Annotated in this window: 20 protein-coding genes; 15 read left to right on the top strand and 5 right to left on the bottom strand. The window is 34.4% G+C overall.

Translation table 11 applies throughout. The features are described 5' to 3' along the window. The first annotated feature begins 29 nt into the window (after positions 1-29). Positions 30-458 (top strand): hypothetical protein, encoded by a 429-nt coding sequence (locus OZP13_RS05425; protein ID WP_269242803.1) that lies wholly within the window; start codon positions 30-32, stop codon positions 456-458. Between the two features lie 117 nt (positions 459-575). Further along, positions 576-3,119, top strand: a complete 2,544-nt coding sequence (locus OZP13_RS05430; protein ID WP_281298915.1) for a DUF7619 domain-containing protein — start codon at positions 576-578, stop codon at positions 3,117-3,119. A gap of 70 nt (positions 3,120-3,189) precedes the next feature. On the opposite strand, the gene OZP13_RS05435 is transcribed toward OZP13_RS05430, so the two are convergent. Beyond that, positions 3,190-6,315: a T9SS type B sorting domain-containing protein gene (locus OZP13_RS05435; protein ID WP_281298916.1), complete on the bottom strand. Its 3,126-nt coding sequence runs from the start codon at positions 6,313-6,315 to the stop codon at positions 3,190-3,192. A 149-nt stretch (positions 6,316-6,464) separates the two neighbouring features. On the opposite strand from OZP13_RS05435, the gene OZP13_RS05440 reads away from it, so the two are divergent. The 5 genes from OZP13_RS05440 (at position 6,465) to OZP13_RS05460 (ending at position 14,033) form a co-directional block, all read left to right on the top strand. Continuing rightward, entirely contained in the window at positions 6,465-9,077 is a 2,613-nt protein-coding gene (locus tag OZP13_RS05440; protein ID WP_281298917.1) for a DUF7619 domain-containing protein, read from the top strand. A 120-nt stretch (positions 9,078-9,197) separates the two neighbouring features. Continuing rightward, complete coding sequence (gene fabG, locus OZP13_RS05445) at positions 9,198-9,944, top strand: 3-oxoacyl-[acyl-carrier-protein] reductase (RefSeq protein WP_269242811.1); 747 nt, start codon at positions 9,198-9,200, stop codon at positions 9,942-9,944. Positions 9,945-10,023: 79 nt separating this feature from the next. Next, positions 10,024-12,051, top strand: coding sequence for a hypothetical protein (locus OZP13_RS05450; RefSeq protein ID WP_269242813.1), 2,028 nt, complete (start codon positions 10,024-10,026; stop codon positions 12,049-12,051). A 32-nt stretch (positions 12,052-12,083) separates the two neighbouring features. Beyond that, on the top strand, positions 12,084-12,980 hold the full coding sequence (locus tag OZP13_RS05455) for a LysR family transcriptional regulator (protein WP_281298918.1): 897 nt from the start codon (positions 12,084-12,086) through the stop codon (positions 12,978-12,980). Positions 12,981-13,076: 96 nt separating this feature from the next. Then, positions 13,077-14,033 carry a YeiH family protein gene (locus tag OZP13_RS05460; RefSeq protein ID WP_432419475.1) on the top strand — a complete coding sequence of 319 codons (957 nt, stop codon included), beginning with the start codon at positions 13,077-13,079 and terminating at the stop codon, positions 14,031-14,033. 11 nt (positions 14,034-14,044) lie between these two features. On the opposite strand, the gene OZP13_RS05465 is transcribed toward OZP13_RS05460, so the two are convergent. Continuing rightward, complete coding sequence (locus OZP13_RS05465) at positions 14,045-14,773, bottom strand: YoaK family protein (RefSeq protein WP_281298920.1); 729 nt, start codon at positions 14,771-14,773, stop codon at positions 14,045-14,047. Between the two features lie 225 nt (positions 14,774-14,998). On the opposite strand from OZP13_RS05465, the gene OZP13_RS05470 reads away from it, so the two are divergent. The 8 genes from OZP13_RS05470 (at position 14,999) to OZP13_RS05505 (ending at position 21,915) form a co-directional block, all read left to right on the top strand. Continuing rightward, positions 14,999-15,433, top strand: a complete 435-nt coding sequence (locus OZP13_RS05470) for a thioredoxin family protein (protein WP_269242818.1) — start codon at positions 14,999-15,001, stop codon at positions 15,431-15,433. Then, entirely contained in the window at positions 15,433-16,416 is a 984-nt protein-coding gene (locus OZP13_RS05475) for an FAD:protein FMN transferase (protein ID WP_432419470.1), read from the top strand. Before OZP13_RS05470 ends, OZP13_RS05475 begins: the two co-directional genes overlap by 1 nt. A 2-nt stretch (positions 16,417-16,418) precedes the next feature. Then, on the top strand, positions 16,419-16,631 hold the full coding sequence (locus OZP13_RS05480) for a DUF4266 domain-containing protein (protein ID WP_269242820.1): 213 nt from the start codon (positions 16,419-16,421) through the stop codon (positions 16,629-16,631). 43 nt (positions 16,632-16,674) lie between these two features. Beyond that, positions 16,675-18,129, top strand: coding sequence for a DUF3570 domain-containing protein (locus OZP13_RS05485; RefSeq protein WP_281298921.1), 1,455 nt, complete (start codon positions 16,675-16,677; stop codon positions 18,127-18,129). Positions 18,130-18,131: 2 nt separating this feature from the next. Then, positions 18,132-18,800: a response regulator transcription factor gene (locus OZP13_RS05490; protein WP_281298922.1), complete on the top strand. Its 669-nt coding sequence runs from the start codon at positions 18,132-18,134 to the stop codon at positions 18,798-18,800. 4 nt (positions 18,801-18,804) lie between these two features. Beyond that, complete coding sequence (locus tag OZP13_RS05495) at positions 18,805-20,184, top strand: sensor histidine kinase (RefSeq protein ID WP_269242823.1); 1,380 nt, start codon at positions 18,805-18,807, stop codon at positions 20,182-20,184. A gap of 67 nt (positions 20,185-20,251) precedes the next feature. Beyond that, positions 20,252-21,370 carry a VIT1/CCC1 transporter family protein gene (locus OZP13_RS05500; RefSeq protein ID WP_281298923.1) on the top strand — a complete coding sequence of 373 codons (1,119 nt, stop codon included), beginning with the start codon at positions 20,252-20,254 and terminating at the stop codon, positions 21,368-21,370. 32 nt (positions 21,371-21,402) lie between these two features. Then, complete coding sequence (locus tag OZP13_RS05505) at positions 21,403-21,915, top strand: DUF2231 domain-containing protein (protein WP_281298924.1); 513 nt, start codon at positions 21,403-21,405, stop codon at positions 21,913-21,915. 343 nt (positions 21,916-22,258) lie between these two features. Here the strand turns inward: OZP13_RS05505 and OZP13_RS05510 are convergent, their stop codons facing one another. The 3 genes from OZP13_RS05510 to OZP13_RS05520 form a co-directional block, all read right to left on the bottom strand. After that, on the bottom strand, positions 22,259-22,633 hold the full coding sequence (locus OZP13_RS05510; RefSeq protein ID WP_269242825.1) for a DUF4258 domain-containing protein: 375 nt from the start codon (positions 22,631-22,633) through the stop codon (positions 22,259-22,261). 132 nt (positions 22,634-22,765) lie between these two features. Further along, the gene (locus tag OZP13_RS05515; RefSeq protein ID WP_281298925.1) at positions 22,766-23,959 is read right to left on the bottom strand and encodes an alanine dehydrogenase; all 1,194 of its coding nucleotides are present in this window, start codon (positions 23,957-23,959) and stop codon (positions 22,766-22,768) included. 119 nt (positions 23,960-24,078) lie between these two features. Beyond that, positions 24,079-24,549, bottom strand: coding sequence for a GNAT family N-acetyltransferase (locus tag OZP13_RS05520; RefSeq protein WP_269242826.1), 471 nt, complete (start codon positions 24,547-24,549; stop codon positions 24,079-24,081). Between the last annotated feature and the right edge of the window lie 9 nt (positions 24,550-24,558).

A 24,558-nucleotide genomic window follows, 5' to 3' on the forward strand; every position in this document is an offset into this window, starting at 1 on the left:
TAGTGCCTTGGTGGCAAAAAAAAAAGAAAATGTATAAAGAATTAAAAAAAATCAAAGTCAAAAATCAGTTCACTTTTTCAGTTGACGATAGTTTAGAGGAAGTTTGCAACGCTTCAGAAGCCGGAAGTGGAATTTTCTTAGTCTATGCAGTTGACGGAGAAGAGAAAGAATTGATTATGGTAGGTTCTACCGGAACTATCCAAAATGATGGAACTTTGAAAAGTAAAAATGGTGGTTTATTCGACAAAATTGTAAACGGACACCAATTTGCCAAAACAGGAAGAAAATATTCTTGGCCAGCACAAATGAAATTGGAAAACATCGCTAGATTGGAAGTGTATTGGTACGAAACTTTCAACGACAAGAATAAAGTAATCCCAACTTTCTTGGAAGGACAAATTTTACAAAATTTCTTGGACGAAAACGCAAAATTACCAAGATGGAATGTGGCTTTCTAGTACATTTCTGAATATATGATGAATTTAAAAAGCTTTACTTCGGTAAGGCTTTTTTTTGTAAGAAAATCGTCTATAAACAATTCCTTTTTTATATATTTGATTACTCAAATTTATAAAATGAAAAAACTATACTTTTTACTTGTTGGAATTTGCTTTTTTAATGTTGTAAATTCCCAGATTATTAATTTTCCTGATGTGAATTTTAAATCAATGTTGTTAGAGTCAAATTCAGTAAATTTTATTGCAAAAGATGAGAATGGAAATAATATTACTATTGATTTGAATTTGAACCGTGAAATTGAAGTTAGTGAAGCTTTGAATGTTTACCAAATTACTATTCTAAGAAACACTAATCGTCCTTATTTGGTTTCCCTTGCTGGTATTGAAAATTTTACCAATCTAAGGAAGATAATGTGTGTAGAACAACATTTATCTCAGGTTGATTGTAGTCAATTGATTAATTTAGAAGAAATTGATTTCAGTTATAACCAATTGGTTAATATTAATTTAACGGGTTTAATACATTTGAAAAAGATTAAATGTTACGGTAATTTATTAACTTCTTTAAACACGACTGATTTAGTAAGTTTAGAATATTTAGATTGTAGTAGCAATAAGATTCCGAGTATCAATGTTTCAACTTGCTTAAATCTTCAAAAATTATATTGCTTATATAATAATTTAAGTAGTTTAAATGTTGCGGGATTGAGTCATCTTACAGAAATTAATTGTGAAGACAATCATTTAACCACGTTGAACTTATCAGGTTTGTTAAGCCTAATTGATTTTAGTTGTAGAAGAAACCAACTGACAAGTTTAAATCTTCCAGATTCCAATAATTTGAAGGTTTTGTTTTGTGGCGGTAATTTGCTAACCACATTCAATCTACCCAATTTAACTTTGTTAACTAATATAGATTGCAGTTATAATTTATTGACTTCAATTAATCTTACGAATCAGATAAATTTGGTTTCATTATACTGTAATAATAATTCGTTGACTCAACTAGATGTTTCCCATACTAATTTATCCGAGTTATATTGTGAAGATAATAATATTAAAAGCATTGATATTTCAAACTGCAGTAATATGTTCCGTTTTACATGTAGTAATAATCCAAATTTGACTTATCTAAATTTGAAAAATGGAAATGGAACCAATTATAATTATTATATGAATAAAATTCCAAAGCTCACTTATGTTTGTGTCGATGAGGAAGAATATAATGATATTTACTATAGGATATATTATTATTCAAGCAGTTCAAAATTTGAAATAAACTCCTATTGTTCATTTGTTCCAGGAGGGGCTTATTATACTATTCAAGGAAATACTAAACTTGATACAAATAACAATGGTTATGATAATTCTGATGACATTTACCCAAATTTAAATTTCAGCATTACCGATGGAATTAATAAAGGAAATTTCATTTCAGATTCTTCAGGAAATTATTCCATTCCAGTGCAAGCAGGAGCTCATACCATAACTCCAAATATAGAAAACCCTAATTATTTTACCGTTTCGCCATCATCAGTAAGTGTTACTTTTCCAACGCAAACCAGTCCGTTTATTCAAAATTTTTGCATCGCTCCAAAAGGCGTTCATAATGATTTGGAAGTAACTATTTTGCCCACCATTCCGGCAAGACCGGGATTTGATGCGACTTATAAAATTATTTATAAAAACAAAGGAAATCATACGCAATCAGGATCTGTGAATCTAAGTTTTAATGATGCTGTTTTGGATTTGGTTTCCGCAATTCCAACAACAAATAATCAAGTTATTGATAAATTGACGTGGAATTATACAAATTTAAAACCTCTAGAAAGCCGCGAAATTACAGTAACACTTAACGTGAATTCTCCAATGGAAACTCCTGCCGTGAATATTGGCGACCGTTTGAGTTTTAACGCTTTGATTAATCCTGTAACAGGCGACGAAAAACCAGTTGATAATTCCTCGGCTTTGCGCCATAGTGTGGTAGGTTCCTTTGATCCTAATGATAAAACCTGTCTAGAAGGTGATATTATTACGCCAGATTTGATTGGAGAATATGTCAATTATTTAATCCGTTTTGAGAATACAGGAACCTATCCCGCCCAAAATATTGTTGTAAAAGACTTAATTGATTTGACCAAATTTGATATTTCGACTTTAGTTCCAACTAAAGCCAGTCACGATTTTGTTACCAAAATATCCGATGGCAACAAAGTAGAATTTATCTTCGAAAACATCAATCTTCCTTTTGATAATGCTACAAATGACGGTTACATAGCTTTTAAAATCAAAACCTTGCCAACGCTTGTTGTGGGAGATTCATTTGAAAATGAAGCCAATATCTTTTTTGATTATAATTTCCCCGTGTTGACCAATAAAGCCAAATCTACGTTCAAGAGTTTAGGAACACCAGATTTTGAATTTTCCGATTATTTCAGTCTGTATCCAAATCCTGCAATTGATACTTTAAACATTGGAACGAAAAGTTTAATTGAAGTAGAATCTATGGCAGTTTATGATATTTTGGGACAATTGGTTATTGCTATTCCTGATGCGGCAACTGTTTCAAATATTGATGTTTCTATACTGACTTCCGGAAATTACTTCCTAAAAATGAATACCAATAAAGGAACTTCGAATGTGAAGTTTATTAAGAAATAATAGTTCAAAAACAAAAATGTAAACTGTTTGGATTTATTTCAAGCAGTTTTTTTTGTTTCCATAAAGTCAATTATCGTTTTAATGAAAAATGTGATTTGAATTCTTTTGGAATTCCATCTTCAAGAAATCTTACCTCAAACCAATAATCGGAAGAAGGTAAAGGATAACCGTTAAAAGTTCCGTCCCAACCTAAACCATTCGAACTCATTTGCTTTAACAGTTTTCCGTAACGATCTAATATATAGATTATTGGGTTGGATTGCGTATTAAATCCAATGATATTCCAAGTGTCGTTGTTGCCATCCCCGTTTGGTGTAAAAAATTTGGGATATCCTAACACGACAATTTCTTTGCTTAAATTAGTGCATCCATTGACATCTATAATATTTATGATATGAGAGCCCGCAGCTACTTCTGAAAAAACAGGAGAGGTTTGAAATATTCCGTTATCTAGTTGGTATTCGTAATTTCCTATTCCTTGTATAATTGATATTGTAATTGTTGCAGCATCATTAAAACTGTTGGTTTGTTCTATTTCAACGACAGTTGAATCCGAAAAAGTTTCTGTAATAGTAGCTTCAATAAGTGCCGAGGAACAATTTGTGGTTTTGTCAGTAGCGATTACCGAATAAATTCCTTTTTCGACCGTTTCTAAAGTATTTCCAATGGCATTGATTATTACATTTCCATTCAAAAACCATTCGAAATAATAATCTCTTGGATCCAACTTTGAATCCAAAATATAGGACTGAATGATTGTATTTGTGTTTTTATCTATACAAATTTGCCCATTAGTTAATAATGGAATTGGTTTTGGATTAACGTTTATTGTTAATTTAGTAGGAATTGCACATTGACCAAAATCTGGTGTAAAAGTATATTCAGTCGTCGCTAAATTGTTTAAAGCAGGACTCCAAGTTCCTGAGATGTTATTATTGGAAATCAACGGTAATGCGGCAATAGTTTCTCCAACACAAATAGGAGCGACTTGATTAAATAGTGGTGTTGCTTTCGAATTAACTGTAATCGTTAATTTGGCTGAATTTGCACATTGATTAATATCTGGTGTAAAAGTATATTCAGTCGTCGCTAAATTGTTTAAAGCAGGACTCCAAGTTCCTGAAAAGGCATTGTTAGAAATCAAAGGTAATGCCGCAATAGTTTCTCCAGCACAAATAGGAGCGACTAGATTGAATAGTGGTGTTGCTTTGGAATTAACTGCAATCGTTAATTTGGCGGGATTAGCACATTGACCAAAATCTGGTGTAAAAGTATATTCAGTAGTTGCTAAATTGTTCAAAGCAGGACTCCAAGTTCCTGAAATGGCATTGTTAGAAATCAAAGGTAATGTCGCAATAGTTTCTCCAGCACAAATAGGAGCGACTGCATTGAATATTGGTGTTGTTTTGGAATTAACTGTAATCGTTAATTTGGCGGGGTTAGCACATTGATTTATATCTGGTGTAAAAGTATATTCAGTCGTCGCTAAATTGTTTAAAGCAGGACTCCAAGTTCCTGAAATTCCATTGTTGGATTGTAATGGGAGTGGAGCAATAGTTTCTCCAGCACAAATTGGAGCAATTGAATTAAATGTTGGATTTGTTTTTTGGATTACGGTTATTGAACCACTAATACTAGCGTTTGCACCGCAACTACCAGAGGTAGAAATAGTATAATTAAATAGACCTTCAGTAGTTGCAATTCCTTTAATAGTAAATTGATCTCCAATTAAACTGGCTGTTACACCAGCGGGTAAACTGCCTGAGGTTATTGACGCATTTGTTGCTCCTCCACCAATTGTAAAAATGATATCTGAAATAGCCGTGTTTTCGCAAATTTGTTGCGAAATAGAACCTTGATTTAAATTTATTGTGGGTGAGTCCAAGCAAGTATCTAGTAGGCAGGATCGCGCCGCAGAATTGAAGCAATTTGTTTTAGTATCGATTGCTGTAACAATAATTGCTACAAGTTCACCTGGAGTGGCTCCAGAAACTGTGTACGAATTGATATTGCCAACAGAGCCAATTTGTATTTCTGGATTGAATCCAATTCGATATGAGATAGAATATTCAGTAATGTTAGGAATTGGTAACCAATCGAATTGTATAGAATTAGATGTTTTTACACCACAAGAGATTTCGGGTATTTTTACCATATTAAAACCTACTTTTATTTCATCAGAAGCCGGGCAACCTGTACCCAGTGGAGTTGCTTTGACACCATAAGTTCCCGATTTATTAATAATTAAAACAGGACTCGATTCATTAGGTATAATTTGACCATCTAAAGTCCATTGATGAATAATCGAAGAGTCTAAACCTGAATTAAGTTCATATTGATTTACAGAACATAAATTTAAATCCTCTCCTAAATTAATTCCCGGTGAACTAAAACTAGCTCCTTCAATAAATACTGCCGAATCATAATTGTCGTCACCTACATTGGCAATGGCAAGTTTGATGTGATAAGTTTGTCCACATTGTACATCAGACGTTGCGCCTAAAACTTTGGTAAACCCATCGTATTGTATGGTTGTTCCACTTTCGTTATTAATATAGTATTGGCAATATTCACAGGGACCAGAATTTGAAACTCCATTATTGAGATTATTGATAGAAACTGGAAGACTAGTATTAGGAATCAAAGCTATATTTTTGGCATTTCCAGAAAAAGGGCCAGTTATACCTGGTCCACTCAAAAAGAAACCGAAATTGTCATTATAAGTATCATTAACAAATTCAGGATATTCCTCCGAAGCAAAAACAAAATTGAAATTCAATTTGTTTCCCGTTGGCACAAAATCAAATTCGAGAATAGCAACACTTTTAATAACTTGATTATTGGAAAGAATATATAAATCATTGTCGCCAATATAAGAATTGGAAGTGGGTAAAGTTGCCAAAGGCCGGTCATTTGGACCTTTAGCAATTAATGAATTTCCTGTGCTTAAAATTATACCTTTATCTATACCAATATTAGTTGTTGTTCCATTAGAAAATTGTTCAATTTGATCATTTATTGTGTTGGCACTTATCGCAGAGTTGTTAAATTTAACGTTCGATATATTAATACCTTGTCCCAACAATACATTTTGAGCTAGCTCTAGTGGAGTTTGGGTACTGTTATCTATTACCAATTGGGCTTTGATAATGTAACTATTTAATGTCATTAAAAGAACAAAAAATATTTTTTTCATTTAATATTTTAGAGATAAACTAATTATTTTAGCAAATATAATCTTTCTATATTTCTTACTAAAATTAATCTAAAAATCGAAATTAATAATATATTTATAAGAATTACTTTATTGTAGAAAGTAGTATATTTACAGCTAAATTTTGTTTTATGAAGAAGTATTATTTTTTGCTACTTATCTGTTTTTCATTGACACAAACGAGTGCTCAAATTGTTAATTTTCCAGATGCTAATTTTAAAAAGAAACTATTAGAAGCGGGTGTTACAAACACTATTGCAAAAGATTTAAACAATAATTACTGCAAAATAGATGTAAATAATGATAAAGAAATACAAATAACAGAAGCTGAAAATATAAGTTGGTTAACCTTGGGTAATTCTCTAATTTCTGACTTAGTAGGAATAGAAAACTTTACACAATTAAACTATCTGGATTTGAGTAATCAAGGTGCTGCTGTGTATAATAATATAAAATCTCTAAATATTAGCTCACTCACCAAACTTGAATATTTAAATTGCAAATCAAATAGTCTAAAAACTTTAGATTTTACAGCTTGTAAAGATCTTAAATACTTAAACTGTAGCAATAATAATATTGGTTCTTTAGATTTAAGAGGCTTTACAAAATTAGAAAATATCGAATCTGATAGCGCTTATTTAACTTTTTTGAATGTAGATGGATTAGTAAGTTTAAAGACATTATTGGCGAGTGGTAATCAATTCACAACTTTAGATTTAACTACTTGTAAAAATTTAGAAGAGGTCGTTATGCATAGTGGAGGATTGATAACTCTGGATGCAAGTGGTTTAGCAAAACTCAAAAAAATGAATGTTTATAATAATAAATTAACATCATTAAAATTGACTGGCTGTACAAGTTTATCCCATTTAGACGCATGGATTAATAAATTAACTACATTAGACGCTTCAGATTTAAAAAGTCTCACATATTTAGATGTAAATTACAATGAATTACAAACTCTTAATATTCAAAATTCAAACAGTTTAGAAAATATAAGTTGTAATAATAATAAATTAGAAGTTTTAGATGTAAATGAATTTACTAATCTCAAAAGCCTGGCATGTTCTTACAATAAATTAACTTCTATAGAAGTCGATAAATTAAAGAAACTTGAATGGCTTATAATTAGTTTTAATCAAATAGAAACTTTAGATATTAGCTCATGTCCTTTATTGTCAAGTTTACATCTTAATAATAACAATCTAAAATTTGTTAATATAAAAAACGGAATCAAGAAATTAAATTATCAATATTATGCCAATGATAATTTAAAATATATTTGTTGTGATGAGGAAGAAATCGATTATTTATTTCCAAATTATCCAGTACAATTTGGTATCCCATATTCTTTTTCTTTAAATACATATTGTTCATTTACACCTGGAGGCATCTATTACACAATTAAAGGAGTAAGTACTTTTGACAATGATAATAATGGTTGTAATTCTAATGATTCAAAATATGCTAATTTAAATTTTTCAATTACAAACGGTACACAAAAAGGTAATTTCATATCTGATGCTTCAGGAAATTATACTATTCCTGTTGGTGAAGGAACTCATACCATTACTCCAATTTTAGAGAATCCCAATTATTTCACAGTTTCTCCATCTTCAATAAGTGTAACTTTTCCAACTCAAACCAGTCCGTTTATTCAAAATTTTTGCATTACTCCAAATGGTATTCATAATGATTTAGAAGTAACTCTTTTACCCAACATTCCAGCAAGACCAGGATTTGATGCCTCATATGAAATTGTTTATAAAAACAAAGGAAATCAAGTTCAATCAGGCTCAGTGATTTTGAACTTTAACGATGCTGTCTTGGATTATGTTTCGGCAATTCCTGTAATTAACAATCAAGTAACTGATAAATTGACTTGGGATTATATCAATTTGCAACCACTTGAAACTCGTAAAATAACAGTTACACTAAATGTCAATTCTCCAATGGAAACTCCTGCAGTTAATATTGGCGACCGTTTGAGTTTTAATGCTTTGATAAATCCTGTCTCTAGTGATGAAAAACCCGTTGACAATTCCTCGGCTTTGCGCCAAAGTGTAGTAGGTTCATTTGATCCTAATGATAAAACCTGTTTAGAAGGCGATGTTATTACGCCAGATTTGATTGGCGAGTATGTTCATTATTTGATCCGTTTTGAGAATACAGGAACCTATCCCGCCCAGAATATTGTCGTAAAAGACTTGATAGATTTGTCTAAATTTGATATTTCAACTTTGGTTCCAACCAAAGCGAGCCATTCGTTTGTGACCAAAATATCCAATGGAAACAAAGTAGAATTTATCTTCGAAAATATTAACCTTCCCTTTGAAGATGCAATGAATGATGGTTTTATCGCCTTTAAAATAAAAACCTTGCCAACGCTTGTTGTTGGAGATTCGTTTGAAAACGAGGCCAATATTTATTTTGATTATAATTTTCCTGTACTGACCAATAAAGCTAAATCTACCTTCAAGACTTTGGGGACACCAGATTTTGAATTTAGAGATTATTTTAGTGTGTATCCTAATCCAGTAAATGATGTTTTAAACATTGGATATAAAAGCGCAATAGAAGTTAAGTCCATAGCAGTTTACAATATTTTAGGACAAATAGTTATTGCTGTTCCGAATGTGTCAACTATTTCAAATATTGATGTTTCTAAATTGGTTGCTGGAAATTATTTCTTAAAAATGAATACTAATAAAGGATCTTCGACTGAGATGTTTATCAAACAATGAGAATGTTTTTCAAAAAAATAGTTACTTCGGAAAGGCTTTTTTTTTAGCACAAATTTTATAAAACCCCTAAATAATCTATATTTGTACATTAGAAAATAAATCAATTTATATCATACCTATATGAAATTACTCGAAGGAAAAGTAGCCATCATCACAGGCGCAAGTCGCGGAATCGGGAGAGGAATCGCAGAAGTTTTTGCAAAACACGGTGCAAACGTGGCATTTACCTACAGTTCTTCTGTAGAATCTGCACAAGCTTTAGAAAATGAATTGAATGCAATAGGCATTAAAGCCAAAGGATACCAATCCAATGCTGCCGATTTCAACGAAGCGCAAATCTTCGTGGATGCTGTTTTGGCCGAATTTGGAACGGTAGATATTTTAATCAACAACGCTGGTATTACCAAAGACAATTTGTTGATGCGTATGTCGGAAGCCGATTTTGACCAAGTAATCAACGTAAACTTGAAATCGGTTTTCAATATGACGAAAGCCATTCAGAAAACGTTCTTGAAACAACGCGCTGGTTCTATTATCAATATTAGTTCGGTAGTTGGAGTTTCTGGAAACGCAGGACAAACTAATTATGCGGCTTCTAAAGCAGGTGCAATCGGGTTTACAAAATCAGTAGCCTTGGAATTGGGTTCAAGAAATATTCGTTGCAACGCTATTGCTCCAGGATTTATCGAAACTGAAATGACAGCCAAATTGAGTGAAGATGTAGTAAAAGGTTGGAGAGAAGGTATTCCGTTAAAACGTGGTGGAACTACCGAAGATGTTGCCAACGCTTGTCTTTTCTTAGCTTCAGATATGAGTGCTTATATTACAGGACAAGTTTTGAATGTTTGCGGAGGAATGCTAACCTAAAAAAGTTTGTTGTTAATGGTTTGTTGTTTATTGTTCTACAACCATAAACTATAAACCCCAAACTATAAACAAAAATAAAATGACAACAAACACAATTCTATTACTATTGCTTTCTTTACTAATAGCAGGTGGTTTGTCATTTTTTCAATATTATTATAAAGCCAAGACCAAGTCGAAAGTGAACTTGGTTTTGGCTTTTTTGCGTTTTTTATCCATTTTCGGAATTTTATTATTGTTGATTAATCCAATAATGAGTCGAAAAACTTTGGAAACCATCAAAACGCCATTACCCATCGTGGTGGATAATTCGAGTTCTATAGTTGATTTGAAAGCCAAAGAAACAGCTTTAGAGTTGTATAAAAAGTTATCCCAAAACAAAGAGCTTCAAGAGAAATTTGATATGCAATCGTATCGATTTGACAGTGATTTTCAACAATCAGCCGAATTTGATTTCAATGGAACTCAAACCAATTTGGATGAAGTGGCCAAAAGCCTAAAAAGTATCTATAAAAACAACATTTTTCCAACAGTTTTAATTACTGACGGAAACCAAACTTCGGGGAATGATTATGTGTATTCTTTTGATGCCAATAATAAAGTTTATCCTTTGGTTGTAGGCGACACCACTACTTTTTTAGATTTAAAAGTAACCCAGTTAAACGTCAATAAATATGCTTTTCACAAGAATAAATTTCCTGTGGAAGTGTTTTTGAACTATGCTGGAAACAAAAGTATTGTTGCTGATTTTAGTATTTCTCAAGGAAATTCCGTTTTGAGTAAACAAAGTGTTTCCTTTTCGCCATCGAAAAAATCGATGATTTTGAATGTTTTGCTTCCTGCTGATAAAGTGGGATTGCAAGTTTTTAAAGCAACTATTTCATCCAAAGAAAAAGAGAAAAACACCTATAATAACACTAAAAATTTTGCCGTTGAAGTCATTGATCAAAAGACTAATATCGCGATTGTTTCGGCAATTAATCATCCCGATATTGGTGCTTTAAAACGAGCGATTGAATCTAATGCACAACGAAAAGTAACGGTTATCAAACCTAACTCAATCAATTCTTTACAAGATTACAACATCATTATTTTGTACCAGCCAACAACTGAGTTCAAGTCAGTTTTCGAGAAAAATAAATTGGCTGGAATCAACACTTTCATTGTTACTGGAAACAACACCGATTTCAATTTTTTGAATCAACAGCAAAGCAATTTGGTTTTTAAAATGAGTAATCAAAAAGAAGATTATTTGGCCGAATTTAATTCGCAATTCAACCTTTTTGCAATTGATAATTTAGGTTTTGAAAATTTTCCACCGTTGCAAAATCCTTTTGGAACAATTACTACAAATGGAACAGTTTCAACTTTGCTTTCGTCAAAGATCAGAAATATTGAAACAAACGCTCCTTTATTGGCTTTTGCCGAAAACCAAGGCAAACGTTCCGCTTTTTTATTGGGAGAAAATAGTTGGAAATGGCGTTTACAAAGTCATATTGACAATCAGTCTTTCGAAAAATTTGATATTTTTGTCGACAAAATTATTCAATTTTTGGCTTCGAATGATTCTAAAAAATCCTTGGTGGTTAATCACGAAAGTTTTTATAATTCAGGAGAATCCATCGAGATTTTGGCTTCCTATTTCAATAAAAACTATGAGTTTGATGAGAAGGCTCGTTTGACTATTTCGGTAACCAATATCAAAACAAAACAAACCAAAAACTACGATTTATTGAAAGGAAATAATTCCTTCAAAGTCAATTTGGACGGACTTGTGGCAGGACAATATAATTTTTCGGTAAAAGAATTAAATTCAAAAACCACGTATTCCAGTCATTTTGAAATTTTGGATTTTGACATCGAGAAACAATTTGTCAATCCTGATGTGGAGAAATTAAGCCAATTGGCTGTGCAAACACAGGCGAAAGTTCATTATCCTGATCAAGTTGACACTTTAATCAAAGCACTTTTGGAAAACGAAAATTATAAAGCTGTTCAGAAAGATGTTGTCACAAAAACGCCTTTGATTGACTGGATTTGGTTGCTGGTTTTAATCGCAATTTCGCTTTCTGCTGAATGGTTTATCAGGAAATACAATGGGATGTTATAGCTTTTATTTCTGATGAACTAAATTAGAAAATTATGGATTTTAGACTAAAAGTATTCTTTACGGTTGCCAATAGATTGAGTTTTACAAAAGCTGCAAAGGAATTGTTCATTACACAACCGGCTATTTCTAAGCACATTCATGAATTGGAAGAACAATATAAAATTAAATTTTTTGAAAGAAACGGTTCTAAAATTTCTCTTACCAATGCTGGTGAATTATTGTTAAAACACACCAAAAACATATTTGAAGTTTATCGGGAAATTGATTTCGATATGAGCGCCTTGATAAATCAGCAGCGAGGATTGCTTCGATTGGGAGCAAGTACAACCATTTCACAATACATAATCCCACCTCTTTTGGCTCGTTTTCATCAAAAATTACAGGAAATAAAGGTCAATTTACTGAACGGAAATACCGAGCAAATAGAAAAAGCTTTGTTGAATAAAGAAATTGAAATTGGCATTGTCGAAGGCCAGTCTAAAAATCAATCCATTAAATACACCGAGTTTTTAAAAGACGAATTAGTTTTGGTTTGCAATAGTAAAAATCCACTAATTAGCAAAGAACAAGTCAATCAAGAGGATTTAAAATCGATGCGATTTGTAATGCGAGAGCAAGGATCTGGAACACTTGAAGTAATTGAATATGCATTAAAGCCTTTTGAAATTAATCTTTCGCAATTAACAATTGAAATGCAATTGGGAAGTACCGAAAGTATAAAATCGTATTTGATGAATTCCGACTGTGTTGCTTTTATTTCGATACACGCCATAGAAAAAGAGCTAAAAAATAACGAATTGGTCATTCTTGATATTGATAATTTGGTCATTGAACGATTTTTTTACATTATCACTTTGCAAGGAAAAGCAGATGCTCTTTCGGAATTGTTTATAAAAAATATTGGTAATTATTATAATTTAAAGTTATAGTGGATTATATTATACGATTGGCTAAAATGGATTAATCTTTTCACCTTTGTAAAATAATAATTCAACTATTTTACATTGGAAACAGGTCAAAAAATAATTCAAAAAAACGCTCTACTTTTTTTTAAAATAAATTCAAGACTCCAACAAATTATTTTTGTTGTATTGATTTTGTTTTGTTTGACTTCCTTTGTTTCTCCGCCAATTGCCTTGCTGTCAGGATTAATCGTGGCTAATTTTTCTGGTCATCCTTTTTTGGGCCTCAACCATAAAGCAACAAATATTCTATTGCAGGTTTCCGTAGTAGGTTTGGGCTTTGGGATGAATGTGACCAGCGCTTTTTCAGCTGGAAAAGAAGGTTTTTTCTTTACGATTGCGTCTATTTTAAGCACCTTGATTTTGGGAATATTTTTAGGGAAATGGTTCAATATCGAGAGAAAAACTTCCCATTTAATTTCTTGTGGAACTGCAATTTGTGGAGGAAGTGCGATTGCTGCCATTGCACCGGTAATAAAATCTGACGAAAAGCAAACTTCAGTGGCTTTAGGAGTAATCTTTATTTTGAATTCGGTGGCTTTATTTTTATTCCCTGCCGTTGGAAATTGGCTGGGATTATCTCAAAAAGAGTTTGGATTATGGTGTGCCATTGCTATTCACGACACTAGTTCCGTGGTGGGTGCGGCAAATAAATTTGGCTCTGAAGCATTGCAAATAGCCACGACCATAAAATTAGCGAGAGCTTTATGGATTATTCCGGTGGCTTTAGTTACGGCTGTTATATTCAAAAATAAAACAAGCGGAATTAAAATACCCTATTTTATTGGGTTATTTATTGTTGCAATGATAATGAATACTTATGTTTCAAAAATAGCGATAATTGCTCCTTATTTGGTTTCAATTGCCAAAATTGGACTTACATTGACTTTGTTTTTGATTGGAGCAGGTTTGAATAGAAACCTACTAAAATCAGTAGGAATAAAACCTTTACTTCAAGGAGTTTTACTTTGGATATTTATAGCGGTTGCATCTCTGTTGGCTATTATTTATTTCAATTAGCAGAATTATAATTAATTGCCCATTTTTCTTTTTATCAAATGGAATTTTAGACGAAAAAAATCATACCATTGTGCAATCAAAAGAAAAAATGCAGCTATAAAAAGAGTTTTTATTTCGAGAACCTGATAGATAATTCCTCCTGAAAAACAGCCAATAAAAAAGAAGGTAATGATGGATAATCGCAAATAGATACTGGTTTTCAATTTTTTTGTTTCCTCGGGTTTCTTGTAAAAAAACAACTGCGACAATTCTATTCCCAAATCCGTAAAAAGTCCTGTCAAATGGGTTGTTCGAACGGTTGATCTTGAAATGTTTGTCACCAATGAGTTTTGGATTCCCATGGCAAAAAGCAGAAAGAAAGCTGTTAATTTTCCTTCAAAAGCGAATAAACCCGAACTTGTTCCAAAAACACCAACAAAAATCAGGATAAACATTTCTAGCGTAATGGGAAATATATGGGAGAGTTGCGGATTTCTTATCGAAATTAATTCCTCCAAAAAACTCGACAGAAACGAACCCAGCAAAAAGAAAAGAGTAAAAACAAGAAAGGTTATTGCTGCGGCATAATCGTGTTTCATCATTTCTTCGGCAAAAAAAGCAAAATGACCGGTTACGTTTGTAGTCAAGGTTTTTAATGCTAAAAGTCCGGTAATATTGACTAATCCTGCAACAAATGACAGCAAGGTGGCCAATCTCAAATTATGTGCAAAAGTTCTGTTTTTTCCTTTGTGACGAAACATGATTATTTATTTCACTTTGAATATCAAGATTTTTAAGTCCTGTAAAAATACGCAATTATTAGCTAATCATTTTCAATAATAGTATTTAAGTCCTGGATTATCAAAATATTTTTTTTAAATTAATATTTACTTAAATCTTGATGAGAAGGAGAGGCATTGCAATAAAAAACAATATTTTTACAATGAAATAATTTAAAAATTTCAATTAATCTAATTTTGATGGTTATGAAAAAAATGTTGGCTATTATGGCACTTTTTATGGCTACATTGGGGTATTCCCAAAACTGGAAGACCAACTTTGAAGAGGCTAAATTGGAAGCTACAAAGGAAAACAAGAACATTCTTCTGGTCTTTTCGGGCTCTGATTGGTGTGCGCCTTGCATAAAATTAGACAATGTGGTCTGGAAATCGGAAGCATTCAAAGCAGAAACCGAGAAATACTGGGTAATTTATAAAGCCGATTTTCCGAAGAAAAAAGCGAATCAATTGTCTCCGGAACTTACGGAAACCAATAAAAAATTGGCCGAAAAATACAACCGAAATGGTAGTTTTCCTTTGGTAATTCTTTTGGACAAAACGGGTAAAGTAATCGGAATGACAGGTTTCAAGAACATTTCGGCTGCTGAATATATTCAACTTATTCATTCATTGGAGAAATAATGAAAAAAACAATAACCCTATTTTTTTTATGCCTGACGTTTGTCTCTTTTGGACAAATTATGCACAAGAGAAAGTTGTCTATGTTGGGCAGTCCATTCGAAATGACAGTTGTTGCCAAAGACACTATTCAAGGAAATGAATTTATCGATTTGGCCGTGGCCGAAGTAAAACGTGTTGAATATTTAATTTCCGATTGGATTCCGACTACTCAAATATCGCAGGTCAATAAAAATGCGGGAATCAAACCCGTTAAAGTAGATAAAGAAGTATTTGATTTAGTAAGTCGAGCTATTAAAGTGTCACAAATTACATCGGGTGCCTTTGATATTTCGTATGCATCGATGGATAGAATTTGGAAATTCGACGGAAGTATGAAAGCAATGCCAACCGAAGAAGCCATAAAAAAATCAGTTTCCAAAATTGGATACAAAAACATTATTCTCGATCCTAAAGAACAAACAATTTTCCTTAAAAACGAAGGAATGAAGTTGGGACTTGGTGGCATCGGACAAGGTTATATTGCCGATAAAGTCAAAGAACTGCTTTTTTCCAAAGGATGTGTTTCCGGGATTGTCAATGTTTCGGGAGACATCAACGCTTGGGGAAAGCAACCTGATGACAAGCCTTGGACTGTGGGAATCGTGAATCCATTGAACAAGAATAAAATTTTTGCCACTTTTCCGCTCGAAAACAGTGCCGTGGAAACTTCGGGGAGCTACGAAAAATTTGTGGTTTTTAATGGCATCCGATATTCCCACATTATAGATCCACGAACAGGATATCCAGCCCAAGGCGTGGTCAGCGTTTCCGTTTTTGCAAAACAAACCGAAATTGCAGACGCATTGGCAACCGGAATTTTTGTATTGGGAATAGAAGTAGGGATAGATTTAGTAAACCAATTAAAAGGAATCGAATGTATTATTGTGGATGACAAGGGCAAAATTCATTCGTCAAAAGGAATAGACATCAAAAAATTTGAATAAAAATGATACAGAAAATAATTTTGGGATTACTGCTGGTTTTTGTGTTTCAATCCTGTAACACCGTAAAAGAATATGAAAAAGTAGCCATAAACGATGCCGACATGAAGCTTTCGGCCAGAACTTCGGAGCGGTATGAAACTACTTTTCAGGTTTATAGAGAAGCCGCGGCTGGAGCCAATGGAGGAAAATCAGGCGGTGGTTGCGGTTGCAACTAATTTTCAACAAGAAAAAATTAATGCTGTTTTACACTATTTACAGATGAAAATAAAAATTATGTCTCTTTTTTTACTACTTGGATTGAAAGCCTTTTCCCAAGAGGTTGCTGATGGTACCGAGTTCAAAAAAAGAGTTTTAGAAAGTACCGAAGTTGATTTTTTGCTGAGTTATTACAATCAAGATGGCTCGAAATCGGCGGTTTCAGGAGGAATTGGTTCTGAAAAATTAACAGACATTGCCACAAATATCGTGATAGCAATGCCTTTGAACGATGACTCCATTTTAACGGTTGACTTGGGGATTTCAGCTTATTCATCGGCTTCATCCAGCAATATCAATCCTTTCAATGCCACAGGAGCTTCTGGTGGTGGCGATGATGATGACCACGATGATAGAGTTGGGGCATTTGCGGCAGCTCCAGCAACTGCGCCTTACGGCACACCTTGGCAAGCCTCGTCCGGTGCGTCAAAAAATGATGAACTGTCATCAGTAACCGTAAATTATGCACATAGCAGTGATTCCCGTAATTTTATTTGGAATGCCGATGTTTCTTTCTCTAATGAATACGATTATACTTCCGTAGGTTTTGGAGGTGGAATTGCCCAACTTTTTAACGATAAAAACACGGAAATTAGTCTCAAAGCCAATGTTTATTTGGATCAATGGAGACCTATTTACCCAACGGAACTGCACGAATATTCTAAATATGGATCCGATTTCTTGAATCAAGGTTATTTTGCCGGAGTGTCGGTCTTGGATCAAAACGGACAAGCAACAGGAGATTATTTGCCCTCGGCTTTTGAAACCATAGCTTCCGTGAATAGAAATTCCTATTCCGCCTCGGTTGGATTGTCGCAAGTGCTTTCCAAAAAACTGCAGGTTTCCGTTTTCTTTGACGTTTTGCAACAGCAAGGATTATTATCGACTCCGTATCACCGAATTTATTTTGCCGACAAAGCCAATTATTACATTGGTCAAGCGGAATATATCCCCAATTACGAAAGCGAAAGCAATGCGGGAGTTTATAAATTGGCCGATGATATCGAAAGATTGCCCGACAGTCGATTCAAATTACCCATTGGAGCCCGATTAAATTATTACATCAACGAACGATTTGTTTTGAGGACTTATTACCGCTATTACTCGGATAATTGGGATATTCAATCACACACCGCCAATATCGAGTTGCCTATTAAAGTATCCGATCGCTTTACCGTTTTCCCGATGTATCGTTTTTATACCCAAACCCAATCGAAATATTTTGCTCCTTACGAAACGCATTTATCAACCGAAAAATATTATACTTCTGACCCGGATTTAGCTACCTTTGACTCCAATCAATACGGTTTTGGAGTAAATTACACCGATATCTTTACGGGTGCCAAAATCTGGAAATTTGGATTGAAACACGTCGATTTCAGGTTCAATCATTATCAAAGAAGCGATAATTTAACCGCCAACATTGCTACCATTGGATTCAAGTTTGTAATGCAATAATCATGAAAATTCTAATAGTTGAAGACGAAATAGGGATTGCCAATTTTCTCAAACAAGGTTTGGAAGAGGAGGGATATTCCATTTTGGTTGCCAATGATGGAAAAACCGGGCTTGAATTGGCTTTAAGCCAAAAAGTAAACATCATTCTCCTGGATTGGATTTTGCCACAAATGACCGGAATTGAAGTTTGTCAATCCATTCGAAAAACAGATACCACAACTCCCATTATTTTCTTGACCGCCAAAGACACCGTTCAAGAAACTATAGAAGGTCTTAAAGCGGGCGCCAATGATTACATCAAAAAACCATTTAGTTTTGATGAATTGGTGGAACGCATAAAAATACATTTCAGGAATCAAACCGAGCCGGAAATGTTGAAATTAGGTCCAATTGATATTAATCTTGCCAAACATCTTGTTTTTGTTGACGGAAATGAAGTCAGTTTGACCCAGCGTGAATTTGAATTGCTCTGCTATTTGGTTCGCAATAAAGGAAAAGTCTGCACCCGAATCCAAATTATTGAAGATGTTTGGGACATTCATTTTGAATACGATACCGGGGTTATTGACGTTTTCATGAATGCCATTCGCAAAAAACTCAATCTCAACAAAGAGGAAGAACTCATTAAAACCATTCGTGGAGTTGGCTATATTGCCAACGATTTAAACTAATTATATGTTTTTATTTTCTTTCAAAAACAGAATCGCATTGCATTACATCATAAGCACGGGTTTATTGATTTCGGTTTTGTTTTTGGTGATTTATCAAATTACGTCCTACAGTATCAACAAGCATATCAACGACGATATTTTGGAAGAATCAAACGAATATCTTGAAGAAATAAAAATTGACTCTAATAATTCCTATTTGATTCAAGTAAAACAATGGAGAGAAAGAGACAATAATGCCGTAAAAGTCAATCCGGTTTTTGTGCAGTTTTTGGACAACAACAATAAATTAATTGATAAATCTCCCAATCTTAAAGGATTGAAGCTTCAATTGCATAAAGCGGACAAGGACAATCAATTTGTTGATTCCTATTTGAACAAAAAACCAATCAGGCAAATCCAAATTCCCCTTTTTGATAGAAACAAAAAAGTGGGATATCTTTTTGTGGCAATGTCATTGGATGAAGCCACATTAATATTGACAAATTTGCAGGATACGCTCTTGATTGCCTTTCCATTAATATTGGTCGTTCTCTTCTTGATTGCTCGTTTGATTGCCGGAAGAAGTATCAAACCCGTGACGATGATTACTGAAACTTCCAGCCGAATTACGAAAGACAATCTAAAAGAGCGTATTATTTTGCCCCAAAACAAAGACGAACTTTACGTGCTTTCCAAAACCATCAACGATTTATTGGAACGCATTGAAAATGCCGTGAAACGCGAAAAACAATTTACCTCCGATGCTTCCCACGAACTAAGAACGCCCTTGACTGTCTTAAAAGGAACACTGGAAGTCTTGGTCAGAAAGCCCAGAACCCAAGCCGAATATGAAGACAAAATTAGTTATGGCATCAACGAGGTCAATCGATTGAGCAATCTGGTGGATCAATTACTGTTGTTGGCTCGATTCGAAAACCAAATCCAAAGCTTGAAAACCGAAAAAGTCTATTTAAACGCCTTGATTTTGGATGTTTTAACACGTTATTCTGGAAAAATTAACGCTAAAAAAATCAACATAAATCATCCTTTTTCCAAAGATTACTACGTTAAATCGGATAATTATTTAGTCTCCATCATTATAAGCAACATCATAAGCAATGCCATTAAATATTCTAATGAAACCGGTATTATTTCGATTTTGCTTTCTCAAAAAGGAGGTGTCACGATTTGCACCATTTCTGATGAAGGAATCGGGATTCCAAAAGAAGATTTAGACAAAATTTTCAATCCTTTTTATCGTTCGAATCCAACGCTTCATCCTGAGATAAAAGGTTCTGGACTAGGATTTTCTATTGTAAAACGACTAGCAGAACTGCTGGATATTCATTTCGAAATTCAAAGTGAAAAAGAAAAAGGAACTTCGGTAATTTTAAGGTTTCAATAGACGCAACTTAAGTCATTCTTAAGCATTTAACAAGTACAAATTCGTTAACTTTGTTAAAAAATGAGCTATGGATTTAAGCAAACTAAAAGGACAATTGCAAACCGAAGTTGACACAGCCTTTTTATACGAAAGCATTGCAGCCATTCAAGCAGACGAGAATCTGGGTCGCGTTTTGCAAAGTCTGTCCGAAATAGAAAAAGGTCACGCAAAACACATTTTGGATAAAGTCAGGAAGTTCGACCCCAATCACGTAATGCCTTTGCCTTCTTCGAGAGCAAAATTCCAACTGAAATTAGGGAAGCTCTTCGGCTACAATTCCATTATCAGCAGTTTGTCGAATGTTGAAAAACAATTTGCCGTAAACGCCATCAAAAACAAAATCGAAAAAGGGGAAAAACCCAATGGATTTGAACACAATCATCTAAATATCATTGAAGCCGTAAACAACAATGCGGCCTTGAATGTTTCAGGCGGATTGTTGTCCAAATTTGAAAGTCGTCATAAATCTGTTGGAGGAAATGCTTTGCGTGCCGCTGTTTTAGGATCGAATGATGGACTGGTTTCCAACATGAGTTTGGTTATGGGTGTTGCCGGAGCGGCAGTTTCCAACAACACCATTTTATTGACAGGAATTGCAGGTCTTATGGCTGGTGCCATTTCAATGGCTTTGGGCGAATGGCTTTCGGTGCAAAGTTCGAGGGAATTAAATCAACGTCAAATTGATTTGGAAACGGAAGAACTGGAAGCCTCTCCAGAAGAAGAAAAAAAAGAATTGGTCTTGCTGTACCAAGCCAAAGGAATGAACGTTGTGGAAGCCCAAAAACTAGCCGACAAAGCATTCGAAAATCCAGACACGGCAATAGATGCCATAATTACCGAAGAATTGGGGATAGACAAAGAAGAACTGGGAGGTTCTGCCTGGGAAGCCGCCATTGCTTCTTTCATTCTTTTTGCCATAGGAGCCATTATTCCGTTGTATCCTTTCATGATTTTGGACGGTAAAAATGCTATTTTCCTTAGTATTGCGAGCAGTATTGTGGGGCTTTTCGGCATTGGCGCTGCCATAACATTATTGACGGGAAAGAGCATTTTGTTTTCAGGCTTTAGACAAGTGGCTTTCGGTTTGGCAGCAGCAGCCGTTACTTATGGAATTGGAACTTTGATAGGGGTTTCATTGGCGGGATAACAATAAATTATTAACCTTAAATACAATAAATTATGAACGATGCACATTTACACATGGTAGTAAACCATTTCCCCATTATTGGGACAATTCTGGGATTGGGAGTTTTAATGGCCGGATTGATTACCAAAAAAAATTCCGTAAAAAATACGGCCTATGTTTTATTTGTTATTGGAGCATTATTTGCCCTTGCAAGTATGGCAACTGGCGATGGAGCGGAAGAATTGGTTGAAGATTTGCCTTCTGTGGGAAAACAAATTATTCATAAACACGAAGAAATGGCAGAAAATTTTGCGGTGGTTATGTATATATTGGGTTTTTGTTCTTTATTGGGAATTTATTTTGATTATAAAAACCACGTCAAAGCGAAATTGGTTGCGGCCATAACATTGATTATTGCAATAGTTGCAGTGGTATTTGCTTCATTTGTGGGTACTTCAGGCGGTGAAATTCGCCACACTGAAATCAGGGCCAATGCTACTCAAACTGTTGACATGGACAAAAATGATTCTGGAAATGCACAAGGAGAAGTCGAGGATAAAGATTAGTTTTTTTGCAACCGCTGCAAAAAAAATGGAGTAGAGGCTGTCCGAAAAGGAAAGCCTCTTTTTTTTGCCATATCCACTAGGTGTTGGGCAAACAGACAATGGATCGAAATTCAACAAAGGCTTGCTTCCTGAAAAGTGGAAATCGTTAAAGTTAATTGGTGTTGGAACAGACAATAAAACGATTTTAATAAAATAATTCAAGGAGTAAGCGTATGACAAACAAATACTCGTGTCGTTTTTGAATGAGGTTTTTAAAGTCTCTTAAGCATTTGAAAAGGAACATTAACCTGGTGATAAAAAAAACTCCATTATTTCTAATGGAGTTTTTTGCGAAAAGAAATCCTTATTTCTTGACAATATCTTTCAAAACCGCTTTTTCCTGGTAATTAATCACTTCGAGCGTGATTTCTTGATTTTTAACGGTTTTCCCGTCAATTGTATATAGTTTTCCGTTTCCAACTTGCACGTTGCTTTTATCGAAATCAACGTCGCCAAATTTTAGACAGTTTTTGATGTCGGCAGTGTCAATCCATTTCTCGGCCAATATTTGCGAAGCTTTGTCGGAATAATGAAAAGGTTTGTTTCTCAAATCATTTAAAACCCTGGCATTGGGAAAATAATTGCAACGAGTATCTTTTCCGCTAAATACGGCAGCCACAAAAAAAGAACCCATGATTAACCCTAATAGGTAATAGGCAAAACGATGTACAAATTTCATAAATGTAAAATATAGTTGTTATGGGCCATTTTATGGTATCGCCATTTTTCATAAGGTTTTGTTTGCTACAAACCCGTTTTGCTTGGCGTTTTCATAAATTAAATTTTCGGCAAAGATAAAAGAAAGTTTTAGTTAAAACACGATTAAATTAATGTCGTTGTTGGGCAAGTCAAACCAATCGCCTATGGCTTTGTTGGTAAGGATTCCATGATACAAATAGACGCCATTTTTCAAACCGTGATTACACCTGATGGCGCTTTCTATTCCTCCGTCTTCGGCAATTTGCAATAAATAGGGGGTGAGGATGTTGCTGATGGACAGAGAGGCCGTTTTAGAATAACGGGAAGGAATATTGGGCACGCAATAATGCAGTACGCCATTTTTGACAAAGGTCGGTTTTTCGTGAGTGGTCACTTCCGAGGTTTCAAAACAACCCCCGGTATCAATGCTTACGTCAACAATTACGGCCCCTTTCTTCATGTGTTCGACCATCGTTTCGGTTACGATAACTGGACAACGCTCTTTGCCCCGCATCGCGCCAATGGCAACGTCGCATCTTCTCAAGGCTTTTAGCAAGGACTTGGGTTGAATGGTCGAAGTGAAAATTCGTTGGGGCAAATGGTTTTGCAATCGTCTTAATTTGGTAATCGAATTGTCGAAAATTTTAACGTTGGCTCCCAAGCCCATGGCCGTTTTGGCAGCAAATTCCCCAACGGTTCCTGCACCCAGAATAACGACGTCAGTAGGAGGAACTCCGGTAATGTTGCCGAACAACAATCCTTTTCCAAATTCATTGGTAATCATTAATTCGGCTGCAATCAGTATCGAGGCGGTTCCTGCAATTTCGCTCAAGGACTTTACCGCTGGATAAGACCCGTCTTCGTCCTTAATGTACTCAAAGGCAAGTGCGGTAATTTTCTTTTTGGTCAAAGCCGTAAAATAGGCTTTTTTTCTGGTCTTTAATTGGATGGCCGAAATGATGATGGATTCGGGATTGATCATTTCTATTTCTACCAAACTGGGTGGTTCAACCTTTAAAATAATCGGGCAACCAAATACTTTTTTGACATCGTTGGTAATTTCGGCGCCGGCATCGGAATATTCTTTGTCTGTATAACTGGAACTTTGGCCTGCTCCGGCTTCTATCATCACGCGATGTCCTTGATATGTCAACGAATTTACGGCATCAGGAGTAAGGCAAATACGGCGTTCTTGGTAACTGGTTTCTTTGGGGATGCCAATAAAAAGTTCGCATTTATGTCTTTCAATTTCAAGTTTTTCTTCTTGAGGGAGCAACTGTTGCTTTGTAAATGGGGTTATTGCCATTGTTTCTGTTAAATTAGTGGTACAATTTACGGAAAAAGTTTAAAATCAAACTGTTTTTTAAGACAAATTAAAATTTTAATCGTGTTAAAAAAAGAGCGAACAATAATTACAAAACCCTGTTAAAGAGTGAGTTCCATTTTTACATCGGCTCTTTCGTAAAGACTTTCTGCCATGCCTACTTCTTGAAAACCATATTTTATATACAAATTTAGGGCAGGCGACAATTTTCTGTTGGTGTACAAAACCAGTTTCTTTATTTTCTTTTCTCTTGCTATTTTAATGCAATGTTCCATAAGTTGATTGCCAATTCCGAGCCCTTGAACGGCATCTGTCACCGCCATTTTGCTCAATTCAAAAGTGGTTTCGTCTATTTTCAACAACGATGCCGTGCCAACAATTTTGCCGTCGTATTTAGCATAGAAGATCATCCCGCCTTTGTCAATAATTTCACCTTGGGGATTTGAAAGCATAAGCTCGTCCTGGGGCTCAACTTTGAATTTTTTTTCGAGCCATTCTAAATTCAAGTTCTTAATGGCTTCCTTCAAATCGGGTGAAAAAGGAACAATGACAATCCTGCTATCTAGATTCATGATGCTAAA

The organism is Flavobacterium limnophilum (assembly GCF_027111315.2).
Classification (GTDB): Bacteria; Bacteroidota; Bacteroidia; order Flavobacteriales; family Flavobacteriaceae; genus Flavobacterium; species Flavobacterium limnophilum.

What these genes read in the sequence shown, in the direction of transcription:
- OZP13_RS05425 (WP_269242803.1), top strand. Translation starts at nt 30, where the DNA reads ATGTATAAAGAATTAAAAAAAATCAAAGTCAAAAATCAGTTCACTTTT.
- OZP13_RS05430 (WP_281298915.1), top strand. Translation starts at nt 576, where the DNA reads ATGAAAAAACTATACTTTTTACTTGTTGGAATTTGCTTTTTTAATGTT.
- OZP13_RS05435 (WP_281298916.1), bottom strand. Translation starts at nt 6,315, where the DNA reads ATGAAAAAAATATTTTTTGTTCTTTTAATGACATTAAATAGTTACATT.
- OZP13_RS05440 (WP_281298917.1), top strand. Translation starts at nt 6,465, where the DNA reads ATGAAGAAGTATTATTTTTTGCTACTTATCTGTTTTTCATTGACACAA.
- fabG (WP_269242811.1), top strand. Translation starts at nt 9,198, where the DNA reads ATGAAATTACTCGAAGGAAAAGTAGCCATCATCACAGGCGCAAGTCGC.
- OZP13_RS05450 (WP_269242813.1), top strand. Translation starts at nt 10,024, where the DNA reads ATGACAACAAACACAATTCTATTACTATTGCTTTCTTTACTAATAGCA.
- OZP13_RS05455 (WP_281298918.1), top strand. Translation starts at nt 12,084, where the DNA reads ATGGATTTTAGACTAAAAGTATTCTTTACGGTTGCCAATAGATTGAGT.
- OZP13_RS05465 (WP_281298920.1), bottom strand. Translation starts at nt 14,773, where the DNA reads ATGTTTCGTCACAAAGGAAAAAACAGAACTTTTGCACATAATTTGAGA.
- OZP13_RS05470 (WP_269242818.1), top strand. Translation starts at nt 14,999, where the DNA reads ATGAAAAAAATGTTGGCTATTATGGCACTTTTTATGGCTACATTGGGG.
- OZP13_RS05475 (WP_432419470.1), top strand. Translation starts at nt 15,433, where the DNA reads ATGAAAAAAACAATAACCCTATTTTTTTTATGCCTGACGTTTGTCTCT.
- OZP13_RS05480 (WP_269242820.1), top strand. Translation starts at nt 16,419, where the DNA reads ATGATACAGAAAATAATTTTGGGATTACTGCTGGTTTTTGTGTTTCAA.
- OZP13_RS05485 (WP_281298921.1), top strand. Translation starts at nt 16,675, where the DNA reads ATGAAAATAAAAATTATGTCTCTTTTTTTACTACTTGGATTGAAAGCC.
- OZP13_RS05490 (WP_281298922.1), top strand. Translation starts at nt 18,132, where the DNA reads ATGAAAATTCTAATAGTTGAAGACGAAATAGGGATTGCCAATTTTCTC.
- OZP13_RS05495 (WP_269242823.1), top strand. Translation starts at nt 18,805, where the DNA reads ATGTTTTTATTTTCTTTCAAAAACAGAATCGCATTGCATTACATCATA.
- OZP13_RS05500 (WP_281298923.1), top strand. Translation starts at nt 20,252, where the DNA reads ATGGATTTAAGCAAACTAAAAGGACAATTGCAAACCGAAGTTGACACA.
- OZP13_RS05505 (WP_281298924.1), top strand. Translation starts at nt 21,403, where the DNA reads ATGAACGATGCACATTTACACATGGTAGTAAACCATTTCCCCATTATT.
- OZP13_RS05510 (WP_269242825.1), bottom strand. Translation starts at nt 22,633, where the DNA reads ATGAAATTTGTACATCGTTTTGCCTATTACCTATTAGGGTTAATCATG.
- OZP13_RS05515 (WP_281298925.1), bottom strand. Translation starts at nt 23,959, where the DNA reads ATGGCAATAACCCCATTTACAAAGCAACAGTTGCTCCCTCAAGAAGAA.
- OZP13_RS05520 (WP_269242826.1), bottom strand. Translation starts at nt 24,549, where the DNA reads ATGAATCTAGATAGCAGGATTGTCATTGTTCCTTTTTCACCCGATTTG.